The organism is Jiangella asiatica (genome assembly GCF_004349065.1).
Classification (GTDB): domain Bacteria; phylum Actinomycetota; class Actinomycetes; order Jiangellales; family Jiangellaceae; genus Jiangella; species Jiangella asiatica.
This window is the reverse complement of sequence record NZ_SMKZ01000062.1, coordinates 22,510-38,315: the sequence shown is the minus strand read 5'-3', so window position 1 is coordinate 38,315 and position 15,806 is coordinate 22,510. Positions and strand designations below refer to the sequence as shown.

Annotated in this window: 14 protein-coding genes and 2 pseudogenes; 7 read left to right on the top strand and 9 right to left on the bottom strand. The window is 71.8% G+C overall.

From position 1 onward, the window contains the following. Nucleotides 1-270: 270 nt before the first annotated feature. Nucleotides 271-1,101, top strand: a complete 831-nt coding sequence (locus E1269_RS28000) for a lysyl oxidase family protein (RefSeq protein WP_131900831.1) — start codon at nt 271-273, stop codon at nt 1,099-1,101. A 10-nt stretch (nt 1,102-1,111) separates the two neighbouring features. On the opposite strand, the gene E1269_RS27995 is transcribed toward E1269_RS28000, so the two are convergent. Genes E1269_RS27995 through E1269_RS27980 form a run of 4 tightly spaced genes read right to left on the bottom strand, consistent with a single transcriptional unit; the run spans nt 1,112 to nt 4,193 of the window. Then, nucleotides 1,112-1,447, bottom strand: coding sequence for a YciI family protein (locus E1269_RS27995; RefSeq protein WP_131900829.1), 336 nt, complete (start codon nt 1,445-1,447; stop codon nt 1,112-1,114). A gap of 30 nt (nt 1,448-1,477) precedes the next feature. After that, nucleotides 1,478-2,365: an aminoglycoside phosphotransferase family protein gene (locus E1269_RS27990; RefSeq protein ID WP_162606661.1), complete on the bottom strand. Its 888-nt coding sequence runs from the start codon at nt 2,363-2,365 to the stop codon at nt 1,478-1,480. Between the two features lie 57 nt (nt 2,366-2,422). Further along, nucleotides 2,423-3,247: an ABC transporter permease gene (locus E1269_RS27985; RefSeq protein WP_131900825.1), complete on the bottom strand. Its 825-nt coding sequence runs from the start codon at nt 3,245-3,247 to the stop codon at nt 2,423-2,425. 7 nt (nt 3,248-3,254) lie between these two features. Then, complete coding sequence (locus tag E1269_RS27980; RefSeq protein ID WP_131900823.1) at nt 3,255-4,193, bottom strand: ABC transporter ATP-binding protein; 939 nt, start codon at nt 4,191-4,193, stop codon at nt 3,255-3,257. Between the two features lie 124 nt (nt 4,194-4,317). On the opposite strand from E1269_RS27980, the gene E1269_RS27975 reads away from it, so the two are divergent. Continuing rightward, entirely contained in the window at nt 4,318-4,578 is a 261-nt protein-coding gene (locus tag E1269_RS27975) for a hypothetical protein (RefSeq protein ID WP_131900821.1), read from the top strand. A gap of 38 nt (nt 4,579-4,616) precedes the next feature. On the opposite strand, the gene E1269_RS33955 is transcribed toward E1269_RS27975, so the two are convergent. Next, nucleotides 4,617-8,885, bottom strand: a complete 4,269-nt coding sequence (locus E1269_RS33955) for a S8 family serine peptidase (RefSeq protein ID WP_131900819.1) — start codon at nt 8,883-8,885, stop codon at nt 4,617-4,619. Nucleotides 8,886-9,023: 138 nt separating this feature from the next. Here E1269_RS33955 and E1269_RS27965 point away from each other — a divergent pair, with 138 nt between their 5' ends. Beyond that, entirely contained in the window at nt 9,024-10,103 is a 1,080-nt protein-coding gene (locus tag E1269_RS27965) for a helix-turn-helix domain-containing protein (protein ID WP_203434148.1), read from the top strand. Between the two features lie 249 nt (nt 10,104-10,352). Here the strand turns inward: E1269_RS27965 and E1269_RS27960 are convergent, their stop codons facing one another. Continuing rightward, complete coding sequence (locus tag E1269_RS27960) at nt 10,353-10,988, bottom strand: alpha-ketoglutarate-dependent dioxygenase AlkB (protein ID WP_131900817.1); 636 nt, start codon at nt 10,986-10,988, stop codon at nt 10,353-10,355. Nucleotides 10,989-11,055: 67 nt separating this feature from the next. Between E1269_RS27960 and E1269_RS34475 the strand changes: the two are divergent. From E1269_RS34475 to E1269_RS27945, 3 genes and pseudogenes are all read left to right on the top strand, one after another. Further along, nucleotides 11,056-11,259: pseudogene (locus tag E1269_RS34475) on the top strand (transposase); the annotation flags it as partial. Nucleotides 11,260-11,882: 623 nt separating this feature from the next. Then, nucleotides 11,883-12,437, top strand: coding sequence for a dihydrofolate reductase family protein (locus E1269_RS27950; RefSeq protein WP_131900813.1), 555 nt, complete (start codon nt 11,883-11,885; stop codon nt 12,435-12,437). Nucleotides 12,438-12,451: 14 nt separating this feature from the next. After that, nucleotides 12,452-13,054, top strand: coding sequence for a dihydrofolate reductase family protein (locus E1269_RS27945; protein WP_131900812.1), 603 nt, complete (start codon nt 12,452-12,454; stop codon nt 13,052-13,054). A gap of 434 nt (nt 13,055-13,488) precedes the next feature. Here the strand turns inward: E1269_RS27945 and E1269_RS27940 are convergent, their stop codons facing one another. After that, on the bottom strand, nt 13,489-14,052 hold the full coding sequence (locus E1269_RS27940; protein ID WP_131900810.1) for a dihydrofolate reductase family protein: 564 nt from the start codon (nt 14,050-14,052) through the stop codon (nt 13,489-13,491). Between the two features lie 66 nt (nt 14,053-14,118). Here E1269_RS27940 and E1269_RS34470 point away from each other — a divergent pair. Next, nucleotides 14,119-14,223 (top strand): annotated as a pseudogene (locus E1269_RS34470) (MBL fold metallo-hydrolase); the annotation flags it as partial. Between the two features lie 19 nt (nt 14,224-14,242). Here the strand turns inward: E1269_RS34470 and E1269_RS27930 are convergent. After that, complete coding sequence (locus E1269_RS27930) at nt 14,243-14,710, bottom strand: hypothetical protein (RefSeq protein WP_131900808.1); 468 nt, start codon at nt 14,708-14,710, stop codon at nt 14,243-14,245. Nucleotides 14,711-14,852: 142 nt separating this feature from the next. Further along, nucleotides 14,853-15,737: a LysR family transcriptional regulator ArgP gene (locus tag E1269_RS27925; RefSeq protein WP_131900806.1), complete on the bottom strand. Its 885-nt coding sequence runs from the start codon at nt 15,735-15,737 to the stop codon at nt 14,853-14,855. Between the last annotated feature and the right edge of the window lie 69 nt (nt 15,738-15,806).

Below are 15,806 nucleotides of genomic sequence, written 5' to 3'. Positions count from 1 at the left end.
CGCCACACCCGACCCAGCCCAACCAGCGCCCTTATGACCGCACCCGTCCAGAGATCGACGACGAGTCGGCCACGCGGTGCGGACCACCGCGGCGCCAACAGCGTCATCGTGACGACGCGATCTCCCAACCGCTCATCAGCGTCACCGGGCATGCGGGCACGGCGGCCTGAGCGAGCGTGGCCGACAGCAGGCCGTCCTGGACCGGCTTCCCAACCGAACTCCAGGTGTGACGCAGGCCGCATTCACCCCATTGGTGAGCAATGATGGCTTGTGGGCGATCTGCCGATGCCGGTCCTGGCGACCCTCGTCGCCGCGGTCCTGGGTGCGGCCTGCGGCGGCGCGGCGGGCGGCGACCCCACGCCGTCCGACGCCCCGGCGAGTGCAACGGTGCAGGCCAAGCGGCCGGATCGGGCCGCCTACCTGCTGCCCGACCTGCACAGCCTGCCGGCCGAGGACATCCAGATCACCCTGACCGACGCCGGCACCCGGGACCTGCGGTTCTCCGCCACGATCGCGAACACGGGGGTCGGGCCGCTGATCGTGGCGCCCGATGACCACGCCGTCTGCCCCGCCGGGCAGCGGCACGCCGCCCAGCGCGTCGTCGCGGACGTGGACGGCGACGGGCGGTTCGACCCGGCGGTGGACCGCTCGGTGAAGCCGGCGCCCGGCGGCTGCATGGTCGATCACCCGACGCACCTGCACTGGCATTTCGACGCGTCGGCCAGCTATGTGCTGACCCGGCCCGGCGACGACGTCCCGATCGTAACCAGCGACAAGGTCAGCTTCTGCCTGCGCGACAGCCATCCGCTCGAAGGGCCGGCCCGCGACGGCGCCTTCGGCGACTGCGACCGCGAAAGCATCCAGGGCATCAGCGTCGGCTTCGGCGACCTCTACCGTTTCGACCTCGACGGCCAGGCGTTGCCACTGCCGCGCGACCTCGCCGACGGCGTCTACTGCCTGACGCTCTCGGCCGACCCCGACCGCCTGTTGCGCGAGCTCGACGACGGCGACAACGCGTCCACCGTCGGGGTACAGGTCATCGGCAGCACCGCGGCGCCGGCCGCGGCACCGGCCTGCGAGGGCGCCGCGCCGCCGCCGTGACCCGGCCCGATCACTCGGCCGGCTGGTCCAGCGGCCAGACCTCGACCACACCCTGAGCGACGGCGCAGGGCGTGCCGGACACGAGCTGGACCGCCTCCTCGATGGTGTCGGCCTCGATCACGGCGAACCCGGCGATCGGCAGGTCCGAGTGCATGAACGGCCCTGGGGTGGTCCGCATTGCCGCGCCGTCGTGGTTGCGCACCTGCACCGGCGCGCCGGCGATCCCCATGACGGCGCCGCCGTCGCGCAGCCGGGCGTCGTGCTCGTGGGCCGCGTCACGCACGGCGCCATCGGTCCGCTCGTACCCTGCGCTGTCGCCGTAGCCGATCGTGATGAACGTCGCCATGTCTGGCCTCCTCGTCGCGGAGTCACGACGCTACCCCCGGGGCGCGACCTGCAACGCCACGTCGTAGAAGCCGTCCCAGCCCAGCGACTCCTGGACACACCGGGCGAACAACCACCGCCGCAGCCGCTCACGGTCGAGATCCAGCAGATCGGCCATCCGCTCGAGCAGCCGGTTCGGGTCCTTCGTCAGCCGGTCCATGTTGAGCATGTGCTGCAACGCGTCGTAGCTGCGGTCGCCCACGTACGGCTTGGGGTCGACGACGAGCCACGGCTCGCGCTCGGCGGCCAGCACGTTCTCGGTGTGCAGGTCGGTGCAGAGGACGACCTGGTCGGTGCTCTCCCGGGGCAGCGACCGCATCAGCTGCATCGCGGCGCGGGCGATGCCGGGGTCGACGCGGCCGGGTGCGGCCGCGGCGAGCTTCTCCTCGAACTCGTCGGCCCAGAAGTCGCACATGGAGGTCAGCGGCCGGAATGGGTGGCCGTCCGGTGGCCGCCTCCACAGCCGGCGCAGCAGGCCGGCGATGACCTCGTCCTGTTCGAGCGGCGGCCGTGCCCTCGCCAGCATGGTGCCCGGTTCGCAGCGCTCCATCAGCATCGCGCTGGTGCTGTCGAACGTCTCGTCGGCGAACAGGCGGGCCGCACCGTCGCCGTCCCAGAAGCGCAGCCCGGCCGCCTCGTGCTCGGCCTCCTCGTGGCGCCAGCCGACCTTGAGCACGACGGCGTCGCCGGTGCGGGTCGTGGCCGGTGCCACCCACGAGCACTGACCGCCGGGCTCGTACGGAGCGCCGACGGTCAGTTCCCACCGTTCGCACAGCTCGGGCACCAGGGCCGGAAGGGTACGCACCCAGGCGGCGACCTCGGGCTGGTCGTCGCGGGCGGCGAACTCGGCGAGCTTCGTGGGGACGGCGAAGGCGGTCACGGCGTCATTCTCACCGAACCGCCCGACCCGTCGCCTCTCGATTTACCGGAACCGTCTCTAGGCGTCGCGGCGGGCGAACAGCCACCCGGCCACGGCCAGCAGGAGCGCCGTCTCGCCGGCGAACACCGCGAACCCGACCCACGGTTCGAGCAGCTCGGGGTTGAACTGCTCGACATTGGCGATGGCCGAGCCGGCGTTGCCCGGCATCAGCTTCATCAGCCACTCCCCGAACGCGCCGGGGACCAGGTTGACCAGGTTGCCGACGACGAAGATGGTCGCGATGCCGACAGTGACCGCGCCGGCGGTGTGCCGCATCAGGACTCCCAGGCCGAGGCCGAACGCGCCGAGCACGGCCACGTACAGGCCGCCGCCGAGCAGCGCTCGCAGCGCCTCAGGGTCGGAGATCTCCAACCCGATCCCCTCGCGGGACAGGAAGTAGTTGCCGGCCAGGAAGCTGGCGACCGACGTGATGGTGCCCAGGACCAGCAGCAGCCCGGTGAGTACCGTCGTCTTGGCGGCGAGGACCGGCCAGCGGCGCGGTGCCGCCGCGAGCGTCGTGCGGATCATCCCGCTGGAGTACTCGGCCGACGCCACCAGAACACCGAGCACCAGGGCGGCGAGCTGGCCGAACAGGAGGCCCCAGGTGACGAACGCGCCGACCGGCTCGTCGTTGTCGGCGGCGCTGAGCTCGCCGGCGGCGGCCAGGCAGATGAGGGCCGTCAGCCCGACGCTGAGCGTGACGAACGCCGTCAGCGTCCAGACGGTCGACCGGACGGTGCGCAGCTTCGTCCACTCCGCATCGAGAAGACGGCCGAAAGTCAGCCGCGGCGCCGCGGTTGCCCGCGCGGGGGCGGTGGCGGGTTCGAGGGTTGCTGTTGTCATGGCGTCGTCACACTCCGGCGGGGATCGGCTGGTCGATGCGTGCGTGGTACTCGACGCTGTCCGCGGTGAGGCGCATGAACGCCTCCTCCAGCGACGCGTTGACCACGGTCAGCTCGTGCAGGTACAGACCGTGGGCGCCGGCGAGGTCGCCGATCTGCTTGGCCGTGGCGCCTTCGACCCGCAGCGCCGTGCGGTCGTCGTCGCTGCCGGGTGAGACCGCCCAGCCGGCGCCGGTCAGCGCGGTCGCCAGCGGTGCCGCGTGCGGCGAGCGGACCCGCACGTAGGCGGCGGAGTTGCGGGCGATGAAGTCGGCCATGCCGGTGTCGGCGAGGATGCGGCCGCGGCCGATCACCAGCAGGTGGTCGGCGGTCAGCGCCATCTCCGACATCAGGTGGCTGGACACGAACACCGTCCGGCCCTCGGCGGCGAGGTTGCGGATCAGCGTGCGGATCCAGCGGATGCCCTCCGGGTCCAGACCGTTGACCGGCTCGTCGAACAACAGCACGCCGGGGTCGCCGAGCAGTGCGGCGGCGATGCCCAGGCGCTGTCCCATGCCCAGGGAGAACCCACCGGACCGCTTGCGTGCGACCTCGCCGAGGCCGACCAGGCCGATGACCTCGTCGACCCGCTTCCGGGAGATGCCGTTGGACTTGGCCAGCCACAGCAGGTGGTTGTAGGCGCTGCGGCCGCCGTGGATGGCCTTGGCCTCGAGGAGGGCGCCGACCTCGTGCAGCGGTGCCGGTAGGTCACGGTAGGCGCGCCCGTTGACGGTGACGCTCCCGCGCGAGGGGTGGTCCAGGCCCATGACCATCCGCATGGTCGTGGACTTCCCGGCACCGTTGGGGCCGAGGAAGCCCGTGACCGAGCCCGGGCGGACCGTGAAGTCGATCGCGTCGACGGCGGTCTTGTCGCCGTAGCGCTTGGTGAGCCCATCAGCTGTGATCATGGCCGCAACGGTACGGGTCACGGACGCCGTGAAACAGCAGTTCAAGGGTGGTTTCAGGGCCGCATCAGGGTCATCCCAGGGTGGTCCCTGAGCGGGACGTGGCCACGAGTGGTTGTATGACGCCATGCAGAGCGATCACGACGCCAGCGGCGACGAGCGCGTCCCGGTCGCGCAAGTGCTCAGCGGCCTCGAGCTGCACCCGCTCTCGCCCGGCGAGACCGCCATCGAGGCCTTCGTCCTCATCAAGGTGCTGGACGCGGACGGGCGGCCGGCCTGGTCGTACCGCACCACGAACCGGCTGAACCGCGAGGAGCTGCTCGGCGCCCTGATGGTGCAGGTGGACGTGTTGCGCAAGGAGTTGCGCGACGAGTGGGACGACGGCTGACGCTCGCCGTCCCACTCGCGCCGGGCGGCGTTCGGGGACTACCGGGCTCGCACCCGGTGTACGCCGCCGTTCTCGGTGCCCGCGTACAGCCAGCGGCCGTCGGGGCTGGCCGTCAGCGACACCACGGACAGGTTCTGCAGGCCGCTGGACACGTTGACCCAGGTGTGCCCGCCATCGGTGCTGCGCAGCACCCCGCGACCGCCTTTGACCAGCCCGTTGGCGGTGTGCGCGCCGGTCGCGGCGTACCACGTGACGGGGTCGGACGGCGACACCAGCACCTCGCTGACCAGCATCGGGAGGTCGCCGCTGTCGGCGACGGCGAACGTCTGGCCGCCGTCCTCGCTGACCCGGATGGCGGCACCGGCGGCGACGACGCGGTGCTCGTCGACCGCGACCGCGCTCACCTGGCCGTCGGCGACCTTCTCCGCGCTCACGCCGAAGTCGTCGCTGCGGTAGAGGCCGTCGGAGCTGCCCAGCCAGAGCCGGTCGGGGTCGGCCGGGTCGGTGGCGACGGTCGTGAACACCTGGTCGTGAAAGTGCTTGTCCCAGGTCGCGCCGGCGTCGTGGGTGACGTACAGCCCGACGCCGCCGAGGCTCCAGAACGCCACCGCGACCAGGTCGGAGTCGGTGGGCGAGACCACGATGTCGAACGGCAGCTCGTTCGTGCGTCCGCGCACCTGCCAGCTGGCGCCGCCGTCGGTGCTGCGGTAGACCCAGAACTGCGACAGGGCGTCCTTGCGGATCTTCCACACCGTCGCCGGGTCCTGAGGGTCGACGGCGAGCTGCCCCACTCGCGTGCCCACGTAGGCCTCGTACCCGGACAGACCCCACTCGGCCACCCCGTCGGGCAGCTTCGGCCGGGTCGGCAGGTCGGTGCCGAACACGTCGGCGTCGGTGCCGGCGAGCAGCCGCGCGGTGCCGTCGGCGTCCTCGACGACGGCCAGGTCGTACGCCGTCGCCCCCTGGACCCCGATGCGGCGCGGGTCGGCGCCGTCGTCGCCGGTCTGGAAGAGCCCGGCACCCGGCGACGACCACAGCAGACCGTCGCCCCAGGCCACGGCGTCGTCTTCGATCGCGCCGTTGACGGGCTGGGCCACCTGCGACCAGGTCGTGCCGCCGTCGCGGCTGACGTGCTGCACGGGCCGGTAGGTCGTCACCATGAGCACGTCGCCGTCGAGGACGATGTCCAGCGCGCCACCGCCGGGGACGGTGTAGAGGTCGGCCCACGTGTTGCCGCCGTCCCAGGAGCCGGTCACGACGTCGTCGCCCAGCACCGCGACCAGCGAGTCGTCGGCCACCAGGCCCTCCACCAGGCCGCTCGCCGGCGTGAACACCTGGTCGGTGCCGGTCGGGTCGCCGGCCAGCAGCCCGCGCACCGCCCACACCCCGTCGTACGTGGCGAGGTAGAGGTCGTCGCCGCCGACCGCGCCGCCGGACAGGTTGCCGCCGACGGGGTTCGCGTGCGCCGACCAGGTGTCGCCGCCGTCCCGGCTGACCAGCACGGCGTCGGCCGTGACGGCCACGAGCACCTGGGTGCGCGGGTCGCTGAGCAGCGCGATCACGTGGACGTCGGGGACGTCCAGCGGCTGCCAGGTGTCGCCGCCGTCCTCGGTGCGCAGGATCCGGCCCTGGTAGCTGGGGTCGACCAGGAGGTCGAAGGCGCCTCCGCTGGAGCCGTTGACGGCGTACCACATGACGTCGGGGTCGTTCGCGGACACCACGAGGTTGTCGTTGCCGGTACCGGCGGCGACGGGCAGCCGGTTGCGCTGCTCCCAGGTCTCGCCGCCGTCGTCGGTGGTCCACGGTCCGGCCCGCAGGTACTGGGTGACGGCGGCGGTGCCGCGGTCGGCCGGGGTGGTGGCGATCGGGCCGGACTCGGCGTTGGGCCCGATGGGTTGCCACCGCGCCGGGCTGGCGGAGCTGCCCAATGGCGCGGTCACCTCGAAGCCGGAGCCGCCGGTCAGCGTGGCGCCGAGCGTCGTCAGCGCACTGACGGCGACGTCGTACGCGCCGACCCGGGAGCCGGTGAGCTCGGCGCGGTACCAGCTGTCGTACTCGTGCTCGGCGGTGACGGTGTAGGGCTGGCCGGCGGGCGGGGTCACCGTCACCGTCGGCGGCTGCTCGAGCTGTGCCGGACTCCAGATGAACGCCGCGGAGGCGCCGTCGCTGGGGTCCGGCGACGTCTGAACCACCACGTGGCGGGCGGAGAGCAGGTACGGCACGCGGACGGTGCTCATGCTTCCCGCCAGCGAGGCGACCACCCAGCCGGCCAGGTCGGCGTCCTGGTCCGGCCGGTCCGCGGAGACGGTGACCTCCACCCTCAGCTCGCCGCCGGGCGGGATGACGCCCTGCGCCGGCGAGACGACGGCGGTGCCGGCGCTGTCCGCGGCGGGTTCGGCGCCGAGGGTCACGGCGATGTCGGTGTCGCCGGTGTTGCGCAGCGTGGTCGTGCCGCTGGCGTCGAGGACCGGTGCCGCCAGGTCGGCCAGGCCCAGCGACACGGACGTCGGCTCGGCGATCACGTCCGCGGCGACGGCGGCCTCGACGTCGAGGCGCCCGGAGCCGGACGCGGACGGGCCGGCGGCGGTCGCGGCCGCGGACCCGACGAGCCGGCCGCCCACCTCCTCCACCGACGCGTCCGGGTGCAGCTGCCGCACGAGCGCCGCCGCTCCGGCCACATGCGGCGCGGCCATGCTGGTGCCGGAGATGCGGTAGATGCCGGGTGCCCACTGCGCGAGAGGCCAGGTGGAGCGGATCTCGACCCCCGGCGCTACGAGGTCGGGTTCGAGCTCGAAACTTCGGGTCGGCCCGCGGGAGCTGAAGGACGCGACCTGGTCGGTGACGTCCTCGCCGGTGATCTCGATGCTCACCGGGCCCTCGGCCATCGCGCTCTGCAGCCGGGCCCACTGGGTCTCCATGAGGCCCATGACGACGATGCGGTCCATGCGGAAGCTCTCGCCGGACTCGGCGCCGGACAGCGGGACGTCGACGATGCCCGGCTCGGCGTCCGTGGCCCGGATCTCGCCGGGAGCCGACGGCGCCGCGGTCTCCGACATCAGGACCGGGCCGCCACCGCCGCCGCTGTAGGCCAGCAGCGCGAGCGCGCCACGCTCCTCGGCGAGCCGGGCCTGGTCGAGCAGGTGCGGCTGGACCGCCGCGAGGTCGCCGGGGATGTTGGCCCGGTACGCCACCACCTTGCCGGTGACGTCGCCGACGCGGTCGTAGTCGGCTTCCGTGCCCGCGCCGACGTCGACCAGCTCGCCGCTGACCGGTTGGGTCGGCGGGCTGGCCGAGTACGGCGCCCGGTAGGCGTCGACGGGCTCGACCCGCGGTGCGACCATCCGGGCCGTCGGCAGCACCATGCCGCTGGCCGACGCGCCGACCGACAGCACACCATCGGCGACGGCCGGGGTGCCGACAGTGTTCTCGCCGGGTCCTGAGTTGCCGGCGGCCGCCACGACGACGACACCCGCCTCAGCGGCCGCGGTGGCCGCCTGGCCGAGCGGGTCGGTACCGTCGCCGGGACCGCCGAGGCTCAGGTTCACGACGTCGGCCCGGTACGGGTTTGCGGGATCGACGGCCGCTTCGAGGCCGGCGATGATGTCGGACTCCCAACCGTCGCCACCGCCGTCGAGCACCTTGTACGCCGTCATCAGCGCGCCCGGCGCCACGCCGGTCACCGCTCCGTCGCCGGCGACGATGCCCGCGACGTGGGTGCCGTGGCCGTTGTCGTCCATGGGGTCGTCGTCGCCGTTGACGAAGTCGTGGCCGGCGACGATCTTGTTGCCCGGGCCGAACGCCCCGCCGAGCGACGGGTTGGTGTAGTCGACGCCGGTGTCGACGACGGCGACGACGGTGCCGGCGCCGTCGGCCGGGCCGCCCACGGGCGCCTCTTGCTCCCAGACCTGCGGCGCGCCGATGAGCGGCACGCTGACGTCGGTGGCCGCGCGCATCCGCCGGTCCGGCACGACGTCGGCCACTCCGGGCAGCTCGGCCAGCCGGTTCACGTCGCCGGCCGGGACGGTCATCGCGACGGCGTCGATGAGGCCGGTGAGCTGGTGCTCCACCTCCGCCTCGACCCCGGCGTCGGCCGCGGCGGCCAGCAGATCGCGCTGGGCCGTGGCCGCGCGGCTCCGGCTGGGCGCGTCGTCCATGACGACGATGACGCGGGAGTCGGTCGCGGCCTCGCCGGCCGCGTCGGCGGTCGGGGTCAGCCCAGCCGGGCCGAGCCCCGTCGTGGCGAGCCCTGTCGCGCCGAGGCCGGTCACCAGCGTCACGCCGAGTGCGGCGCGGAGTCGTCGAGGCACCTTCATGCTCCAGGGGTCAGACCACGGCCAGGGCGGCACGGTGGTTTGGCCACATTGGTACGCGGCCTAGACCAGTTGTCGCAATGGTCTGGAGTGGCCGCTTGCGGCCGTTGGCACCATGCGGCCAATCTGGTGGTCGTGACTGAGGACTCCCCCACCTCGCTGGCCGCCCTCGGTGTCGACACCTTCGACGAGCGTGTCTACCGAGCGCTCCTGGCCTGCGCCGACGCTACCCCGGCGGCGCTGGCCCAGCAGCTGGGCGAGGCCGAGGCCAAGGTCGACCGGGCCTTCACCCGGCTGCGCGCCCTCGGCCTGGTGACCCGGATGTCTGGCCGGCGCCGCCGCTACACCGCCGTCGACCCGGAAGCCGCCGTCGACGCCCTGGTGCGCGAACGCAGCACCGAGCTGGAGCAGGCCCGCGCATCGGTGCTCGCGCTGGCGTCGGTGTTTCACACGACCCGGCGGCAGGCCGGCGGCGGCAGCACCGTCGAGCTGCTCAACGGGCCGCAGGAACAGGGCCGGTGGTTCGTGCGGCTGCAACACCAGGTGCAGACCGAGATGATGGTCCTGGACCGGCCCCCGTACGTGCTGGCCGCGGTCAACCCGGTCGAGCCCATGCGGCTGGCCAGCGGCGTGACCTGGCGGGCCATCTACGCGCCGGAGGCGCTGGAGGTCCCCGGCGCGCTGGACGAGGTCAGCGACCTCACCAGCCGGGGCGAGCAGGGCCGCGTGCTCCCCGGACTGCCGATGAAGCTCGCGATCGCCGACCGCCGCATCGCCCTCATGCCGCTCTCACTCGACGTCGAGCACGCCCAGGGACTGCTCATCCGCGAGTCGACCCTGCTGGACGCTCTGATCGAGCTGTTCGAGGTGTACTGGCGGCGGGCGGTGCCGCTCGGCCCCGGCGGCGGGACGATGGCGACGACGGCGTCAGGTGCCGGCTCCGGCGCCGCGGGTGCGCCGGGCGCCGCCTTGACGGACGAGGACCGCGCGGACGGCCGCCCGCCGGCTTCGGACGTGCCGCAAGGGGTGCCGGACGCCGAGGACCTCCAGCTGGCACGCCTGCTGGTTGCCGGCCTCACCGACAGCGCCATCGCCCGCCAGCTCGGCCTGTCGACCAGGACCATGCGGCGGCGGACGCGGCGGCTGTTCGACCACCTGGGCGCGACCAACCGGTTCCAGGCAGGAGTGCAGGCCGCGCGGCGCGGCTGGCTGTGACCGCTCCTGGCGCCCAGAGCGTCAAAGGCGCCGCCGGACTTCGGCCACGCGGCGCCGACAGGCCCGGAACCATCCCCGGCGATCATCCGGCGGATGCCTCGCCCCGTCGCCGCCCGATCGAAATGATCACGTTCAGCACGAGATCTCGTGTCACACCATGCTCGCAATCATGGTGAGGCTCGGGGGATCCTGCTGAACGTGATCATTTCGAAGGCAGCGCCAGGCGCCGATCAGGCGGGGTCGTTCAGCTCAGCGCACGCCGGTGGGGCGGAACTGCACGCTGATGCGCGGACCGACCGGCTTGGCCGTCTTCGGCACGGCGTGCTCCCACGTGCGCTGGCACGACCCGCCCATCACCAGCAGGTCGCCGTGGCCGACGGAGAACCGCAGCGTGGCGCTTCCGCCGCCACGCTGGCGCAGCAACAACGACCGCGGAGCACCGAGCGACACGATGGCGACCATGGTGTCCTCAGTGCGGCTGCGGCCGATGGTGTCGCCGTGCCAGGCCACGCTGTCGCGGCCGTCGCGGTAGAAGCACATGCCGGCGGTAGTAAACGGCTCGCCGAGCTCGGCTGCATAGTGCCGGCTCAGCCGTGCCTTCGCAGTCTCGAGCAGCGGGTCGGGCAGCGCTTCGCCGTCGCCGTAGAAGCGGACCAGCCGGGGCACGTCGACCACGCGCTCGTACATAGTGCGCCGCTCGGCCTTCCACGGCACCGATTCGACCAGGCGGGTGAACAGCTCGTCGGACCCGCTGACCCAGCCGGGCCGCAGGTCGACCCAGGCACCCTGGGTGAGCTCGGTGCGCTCGACGGCGCCGCCGAGCGGCCGGAGCTCGGGCCCATATAGCGCGCCGTCGAGCAAGGACGCTTGAAAGGCAACGCTCATACCCAGCACCCTACTACACGTTCGAACGTATGTTCTGAATGTCTGGGTGGATCAAGTATGATGGCAGCGGCTGCGCAGGCGGGACGGGTTCGTCTGCCCGCGCTGCGGGGCGGGTGCGTGCTGGCGGACCGGCAAGGCGCTGCTCATGTGCGCGGCCTGTGGGCGACAGACGTCGGTGACTGTGGGCACGATCTTCCACTGGACCCGCACGCCGCTGGCGACGTGGTTCGCCGCGACCTGGTTCGTCACGTCGCAGAAGAACGGTGGGTCCGGTTCGGCTCGTACGAGACCGCGCCCGCCCGTGTCGTCGAGCCCGGCTCTACCATCCACACCGACGGCGCCCGAGGGCTGCGCCGGCCAGGCGACATGGGCTAGGTCCATCACGACACCACCGGCCACAACGCGACCGACCCGACGACCGTGCTGCCCGGCGTCCACCTGATCGCGTCGCTGTTCAAACGCTGGATCGCCGGCACCCTGCACCATCGCGTCAGCACCGAGCAGCTGCCCGTACTACCTCGGCGAGTACACCTTCCGGTTCAACCGCCGCACCGCCCACAAGCGCGGCCTGCTGTTCTACCGGCTCCTCCAGCAAGCCGTCGCCACCGACCCGCACCCGCGGCATGACCTGCAACGACCCGGAGACCCCGGACGGTGACCTGGTAGGCCACGATGAGTTTCGGGCACGCGGGCGGTCGGTAGGGAGAAGCATGAAGCCGAATGAAGCAGCCTCATGATTCGGTGGACGGCTTGCGAGTCGCTCGCGTCGTCGACCACGTGGAGTGCCGGACCGGACGCCTGGTCCTGGAGGCGAACCAGGTGGCCGGCCGAGGGTTCGGGATGTTGTTCGGCGACCGTCGACCGGACGGGAACAAGATCGAGGAGAGATAGGTCATGCGAGACGTCATTCTGTACATGTCGATGTCACTGGACGGGTTCGTTGACAGCGACCGTGGGCACCCCGGGGTCGCGATCCCCGAGGGCGCCGAACTCAAGCAGTGGAAGCTCGACCGCATCAGCAAGGCCGGTGCCCACCTCATGGGCCGCGTCACGTACCAGCAGATGTCGTCGTACTGGCCGCAGTCGGACGACCCGTACGCGGCCCCGATGAACGACACCCCCAAGGTCGTGTTCTCCAAGACACTCGGCGACGCCGAGGCGACCTGGCCGGTCACCCAGGTCGCGCGCGGTGACCTCGCGGCCGAGATCGCCGCGATCAAGGCCGCGCCTGGCCCAGACGTGATCGTGTGGGGCGGCGGACGGTTCGCCGGCGCTCTGGCTGCGGCGGACCTGATCGACGAGTACCGCCTCTTCGTCCAGCCGTTGGTGCTGGGCCAGGGACGGGCGCTGTTCGATCAACTACCGGACTCGCGGCGCCTGAGCCTCGTCGAGGCCGTGTCGTTTCCCAGCGGCGTCGTGGTGCACGTCTACCGGCCGCAGCACATCTGAGAAGGGGAGGAGCCGTGGGCAAGGTGGTGGCGCAGGCGATCATGTCGCTCGACGGGTACGTCGCCAAACAGGACAACACCATCGGCCGGTTGTTCGACTGGCTGCAAAACGGCGAGGTCGAGCTCCCGACTCCCGCTGGGGACTTCGCCGTCCATCTGACCCCGCCGAGCGCGGAACACTGGCGGCGGTGGGTGTCCTCACTCGGCGCACTGGTCTGCGGCCGGACGCTGTTCGAGGTGGCCGAGGGCTGGCAGGGTCGCCACACACTGGACGTCCCCGTCGTCGTCGTGACGCACCGGGTCCCCACCGACTGGGTCGACGCACACCCCGAGGCACCGTTCACCTTCGTGACCGACGGAGTAGCGGCCGCAGTCGCTCATGCGCAGACGCTCGCTGGCGACCGTGTCGTCGCGGTCACCGGTGGCACCATCGCCCGGCAGTGCCTGGACCTGGGGCTGCTCGACGAAGTGGCCATAGACCTCGTCCCGGTCGTGATGGGCGAGGGCAACCGCCCCTTCTTCGGCAAGCTCTCGGCTGACGACGTGCTGCTCGGCAACCCATCGGTCTGTGTTCAAGGCGACCGCGTCACCCATCTCGTGTTCCCGGTGGTGCGCTGACCGCCGACGCGCCCGCGGGAGACGACGCCGGCCATACGCATCCGGGCCTGGAGACATCCGGACCGGGGCTGCCAACTCTCCTGCCCGGGGGTGTCCGTGATCGCAGGACGACGCGGCCATTCTGGGTGAGCAGATCGCGGAAACCGTCCAGGCAGGTGGCTGTGGACGAGCAGATCCGGGCAGATTTAGGTCGTGTTGGCGGTGTTGAAGGGAACACCCTGCGGCGGCCCCACCAAACCCTTGACGACACGACGCCGCGGCAAGCGAACGTCACCGGCACGGGGACCCAAGTAACCACCGGTCCGACCGTCCTGTTGCGGGGATCTCGCACATACACGGTTGGTGATCCGGCGGGGGTATAACAGTCGCCTCAGAACGCAGCGCCACGAGATCCTTGGGTGGCCCGAAGTTCGCGCCGATCCGACGTAGGGCACTCAGTGCCTGGTCTCGTACCTGGTCAGGACCACGCCGTCGGGAAACGTCCGGGTCTCCACCAGGGTCAGGTTCACCCAGTTGTCCAGGGCCGTAAAGAACGGCGTGCCGCCGCCCACCAAGACCGGTGCGGTGGCCAGCACGTACTCGTCGATCAGCCCGGCCCGCATCGCCGCTGCGGCGAGTGTGGCGCCGCCGATGTCAATGGGGCCGCCATCCTCGGCCTTGAGCCGGGTGATCTCGGTGACCGCGTCGCCGGTGACCAGGCGAGTGTTCCAGTCGACCGTGCTGATCGTGGAGGAGAACACCACCTTCGGCATGGCCTGCCAGCGGCGGGCGAACTCGATCTCCGCTTGTGTGGCGCCGGGCTGCTGGTTGGCGGTCGGCCAGTGGGAACTCATCGTCTCCCACAGTTTCCGCCCATACAGCGCCAGGCCCGTTGCTCCCACCCGGTCGGACCACCACTGGAACAGCTCGTCGCTCGGCACGCTCCAGCCGAGGTCGTCGCCGGGCGCGGCGATGTAGCCGTCCAGGGTCAGGTTCATGCCAAAGGTCAGTTTCCGCATGGCGTCAGCCTACTGAGCCCCAGCTAAATCAAGATCAAATCCTGCCATCTCCTTGGCGCAGACAGGCTGCGGCTGCTCGAGGACGTGGCGGGCGACGTCGATGTCCTCGTCCCTGGCCATGGGTCCGTCGGCCGAGCTGATCAGGTACGGGCACGGTTCGAACTGGATCGGCAGCCGGCCCGCGGCTGAGTCAGCCGGGCAGACGGCGGTAGGTCACGTCGAAGTCCGTCGACCAGGCCTGGCCGTCCTCGGAGGCCTCCCACCTGCCGTCGATCTCGGTGCCGTCGTCGCTGACGGTGCCCACGAACCGCTGGTGAAAGTCCGGACCGGGACGGCTCGAGAGCGTCCACCGGTCGCCGTCGAGGCTCATCCGGTAGGTGCGGCAGACACCGCGGGAGTCGGTGTAGAGCATCGTGAGCTCGTCGGAGTGGTCGTCGAGACCGATGACGGCGTCGAACCAGCTCGGGGCCGCGCCGACCCATTCGGGCACGAGGTAGGTCTGGGGATCGGTGCGCTGCACCAGCAGGCCACCGTCGCCGTACCACTGGAAGGTACACGGCGCCGTGCTCAGGGTGCGTCCCTTCGACGACGCCGTCACCTCCCAGGCGCCCACCAGGACGTCCAGGCGGCTCAGGCGCGGGTTGAGTGATCTGGTCATGATCTGCCTCCAAGGCTCGGTGACACGGCACCGGTACCGACAGGGCCGCCGGCCAGAACTCATCGGCCAGCGAGGTCGCGCCGGCCCGACGACGGGCGTGACGAAGCACACGCCGTCGCCTCTACGCCTTCGCGCGGGCGCCTCAGTCCAGGTAGGCCGCGGCGGTCGCCGTGACCGACGCGGTGAGTGCGGCGAGGACCGGCGAGTCCAGCTTCCAGCGCTGCCAGTACAGCGGCACGTCGAGGTGGTGGCCGGGCGCGATCTCCACCAGCCGGCCGTCGGCGAGCGGGGCGGCCGCGAGCCGCGTCGGGACCATCCCCCACGCCAGGCCCAGCGCCGCGGCCTCGGCGAAGCCCACCGACGACGGCAGCACCGTCAGCGGCGGGTCGACGCGGCGACCGCCGACCTCGCGGGCGAACCGGGACTGCAGCGCGTCCTTGCTGTTGAAGACGAGCATCGGCGCCGCGCCGAACGCCGTCGTCGTCGGGCCGTCGGCGAAGTACCGGCGGAGGAACCCGGGCGAGGCGACGCCGACGTAGCGCATGCGCCCCAGCGGCTGCGCGGCACAGCCCTGGACGGCGTGCGGGTCGGCCGTCACCGCGGCCATGACGGTGCCGTCGCGCAGCAGGGTCGCGGAGTGGTCCTGGTCCTCCTGGTGGATCTCGAAGCACGCGGCCCGCTCGTCGGCCAGTTCCGCCAGCGCCGGCAGGAACCACGTGGCCAGCGAGTCCGCGTTCACGGCCAGCGGCAGCCGCAGGTCGACGGCGTCCGCTCCGGGCAGTGCCGACAACGCCTCGCTCTCCAACAGCCGCACCTGGCCGGCGTACCGGACGAGCACCCGCCCCGCCGCAGTGGCGCCGGTCGGGCGGGTGCGGGTGACGAGGATCTGCCCCATCCGCGCCTCGAGCGCCTTGACCCGCTGGCTCACCGCCGACGGTGTCACGTGCAGGCGGCGTGCGGCGGCCTCGAAGCTGCCCTCGTCGACGACGGCGGCGAGCGCGGTCAGCTGCGCGAGATCGATACGCATGATGAAGCCAAGCTAAGGAACATGTAGAAACTTTAGCTGGATCTCACCGCCGCGGACTCCTAGCGTCGA

What these genes read in the sequence shown, in the direction of transcription:
- E1269_RS27925 (WP_131900806.1), bottom strand. Translation starts at nt 15,737, where the DNA reads ATGCGTATCGATCTCGCGCAGCTGACCGCGCTCGCCGCCGTCGTCGAC.
- E1269_RS27930 (WP_131900808.1), bottom strand. Translation starts at nt 14,710, where the DNA reads ATGACCAGATCACTCAACCCGCGCCTGAGCCGCCTGGACGTCCTGGTG.
- E1269_RS27985 (WP_131900825.1), bottom strand. Translation starts at nt 3,247, where the DNA reads ATGACAACAGCAACCCTCGAACCCGCCACCGCCCCCGCGCGGGCAACC.
- E1269_RS27975 (WP_131900821.1), top strand. Translation starts at nt 4,318, where the DNA reads ATGCAGAGCGATCACGACGCCAGCGGCGACGAGCGCGTCCCGGTCGCG.
- E1269_RS27995 (WP_131900829.1), bottom strand. Translation starts at nt 1,447, where the DNA reads ATGGCGACGTTCATCACGATCGGCTACGGCGACAGCGCAGGGTACGAG.
- E1269_RS27940 (WP_131900810.1), bottom strand. Translation starts at nt 14,052, where the DNA reads ATGCGGAAACTGACCTTTGGCATGAACCTGACCCTGGACGGCTACATC.
- E1269_RS27960 (WP_131900817.1), bottom strand. Translation starts at nt 10,988, where the DNA reads ATGAGCGTTGCCTTTCAAGCGTCCTTGCTCGACGGCGCGCTATATGGG.
- E1269_RS27950 (WP_131900813.1), top strand. Translation starts at nt 11,883, where the DNA reads ATGCGAGACGTCATTCTGTACATGTCGATGTCACTGGACGGGTTCGTT.
- E1269_RS27980 (WP_131900823.1), bottom strand. Translation starts at nt 4,193, where the DNA reads ATGATCACAGCTGATGGGCTCACCAAGCGCTACGGCGACAAGACCGCC.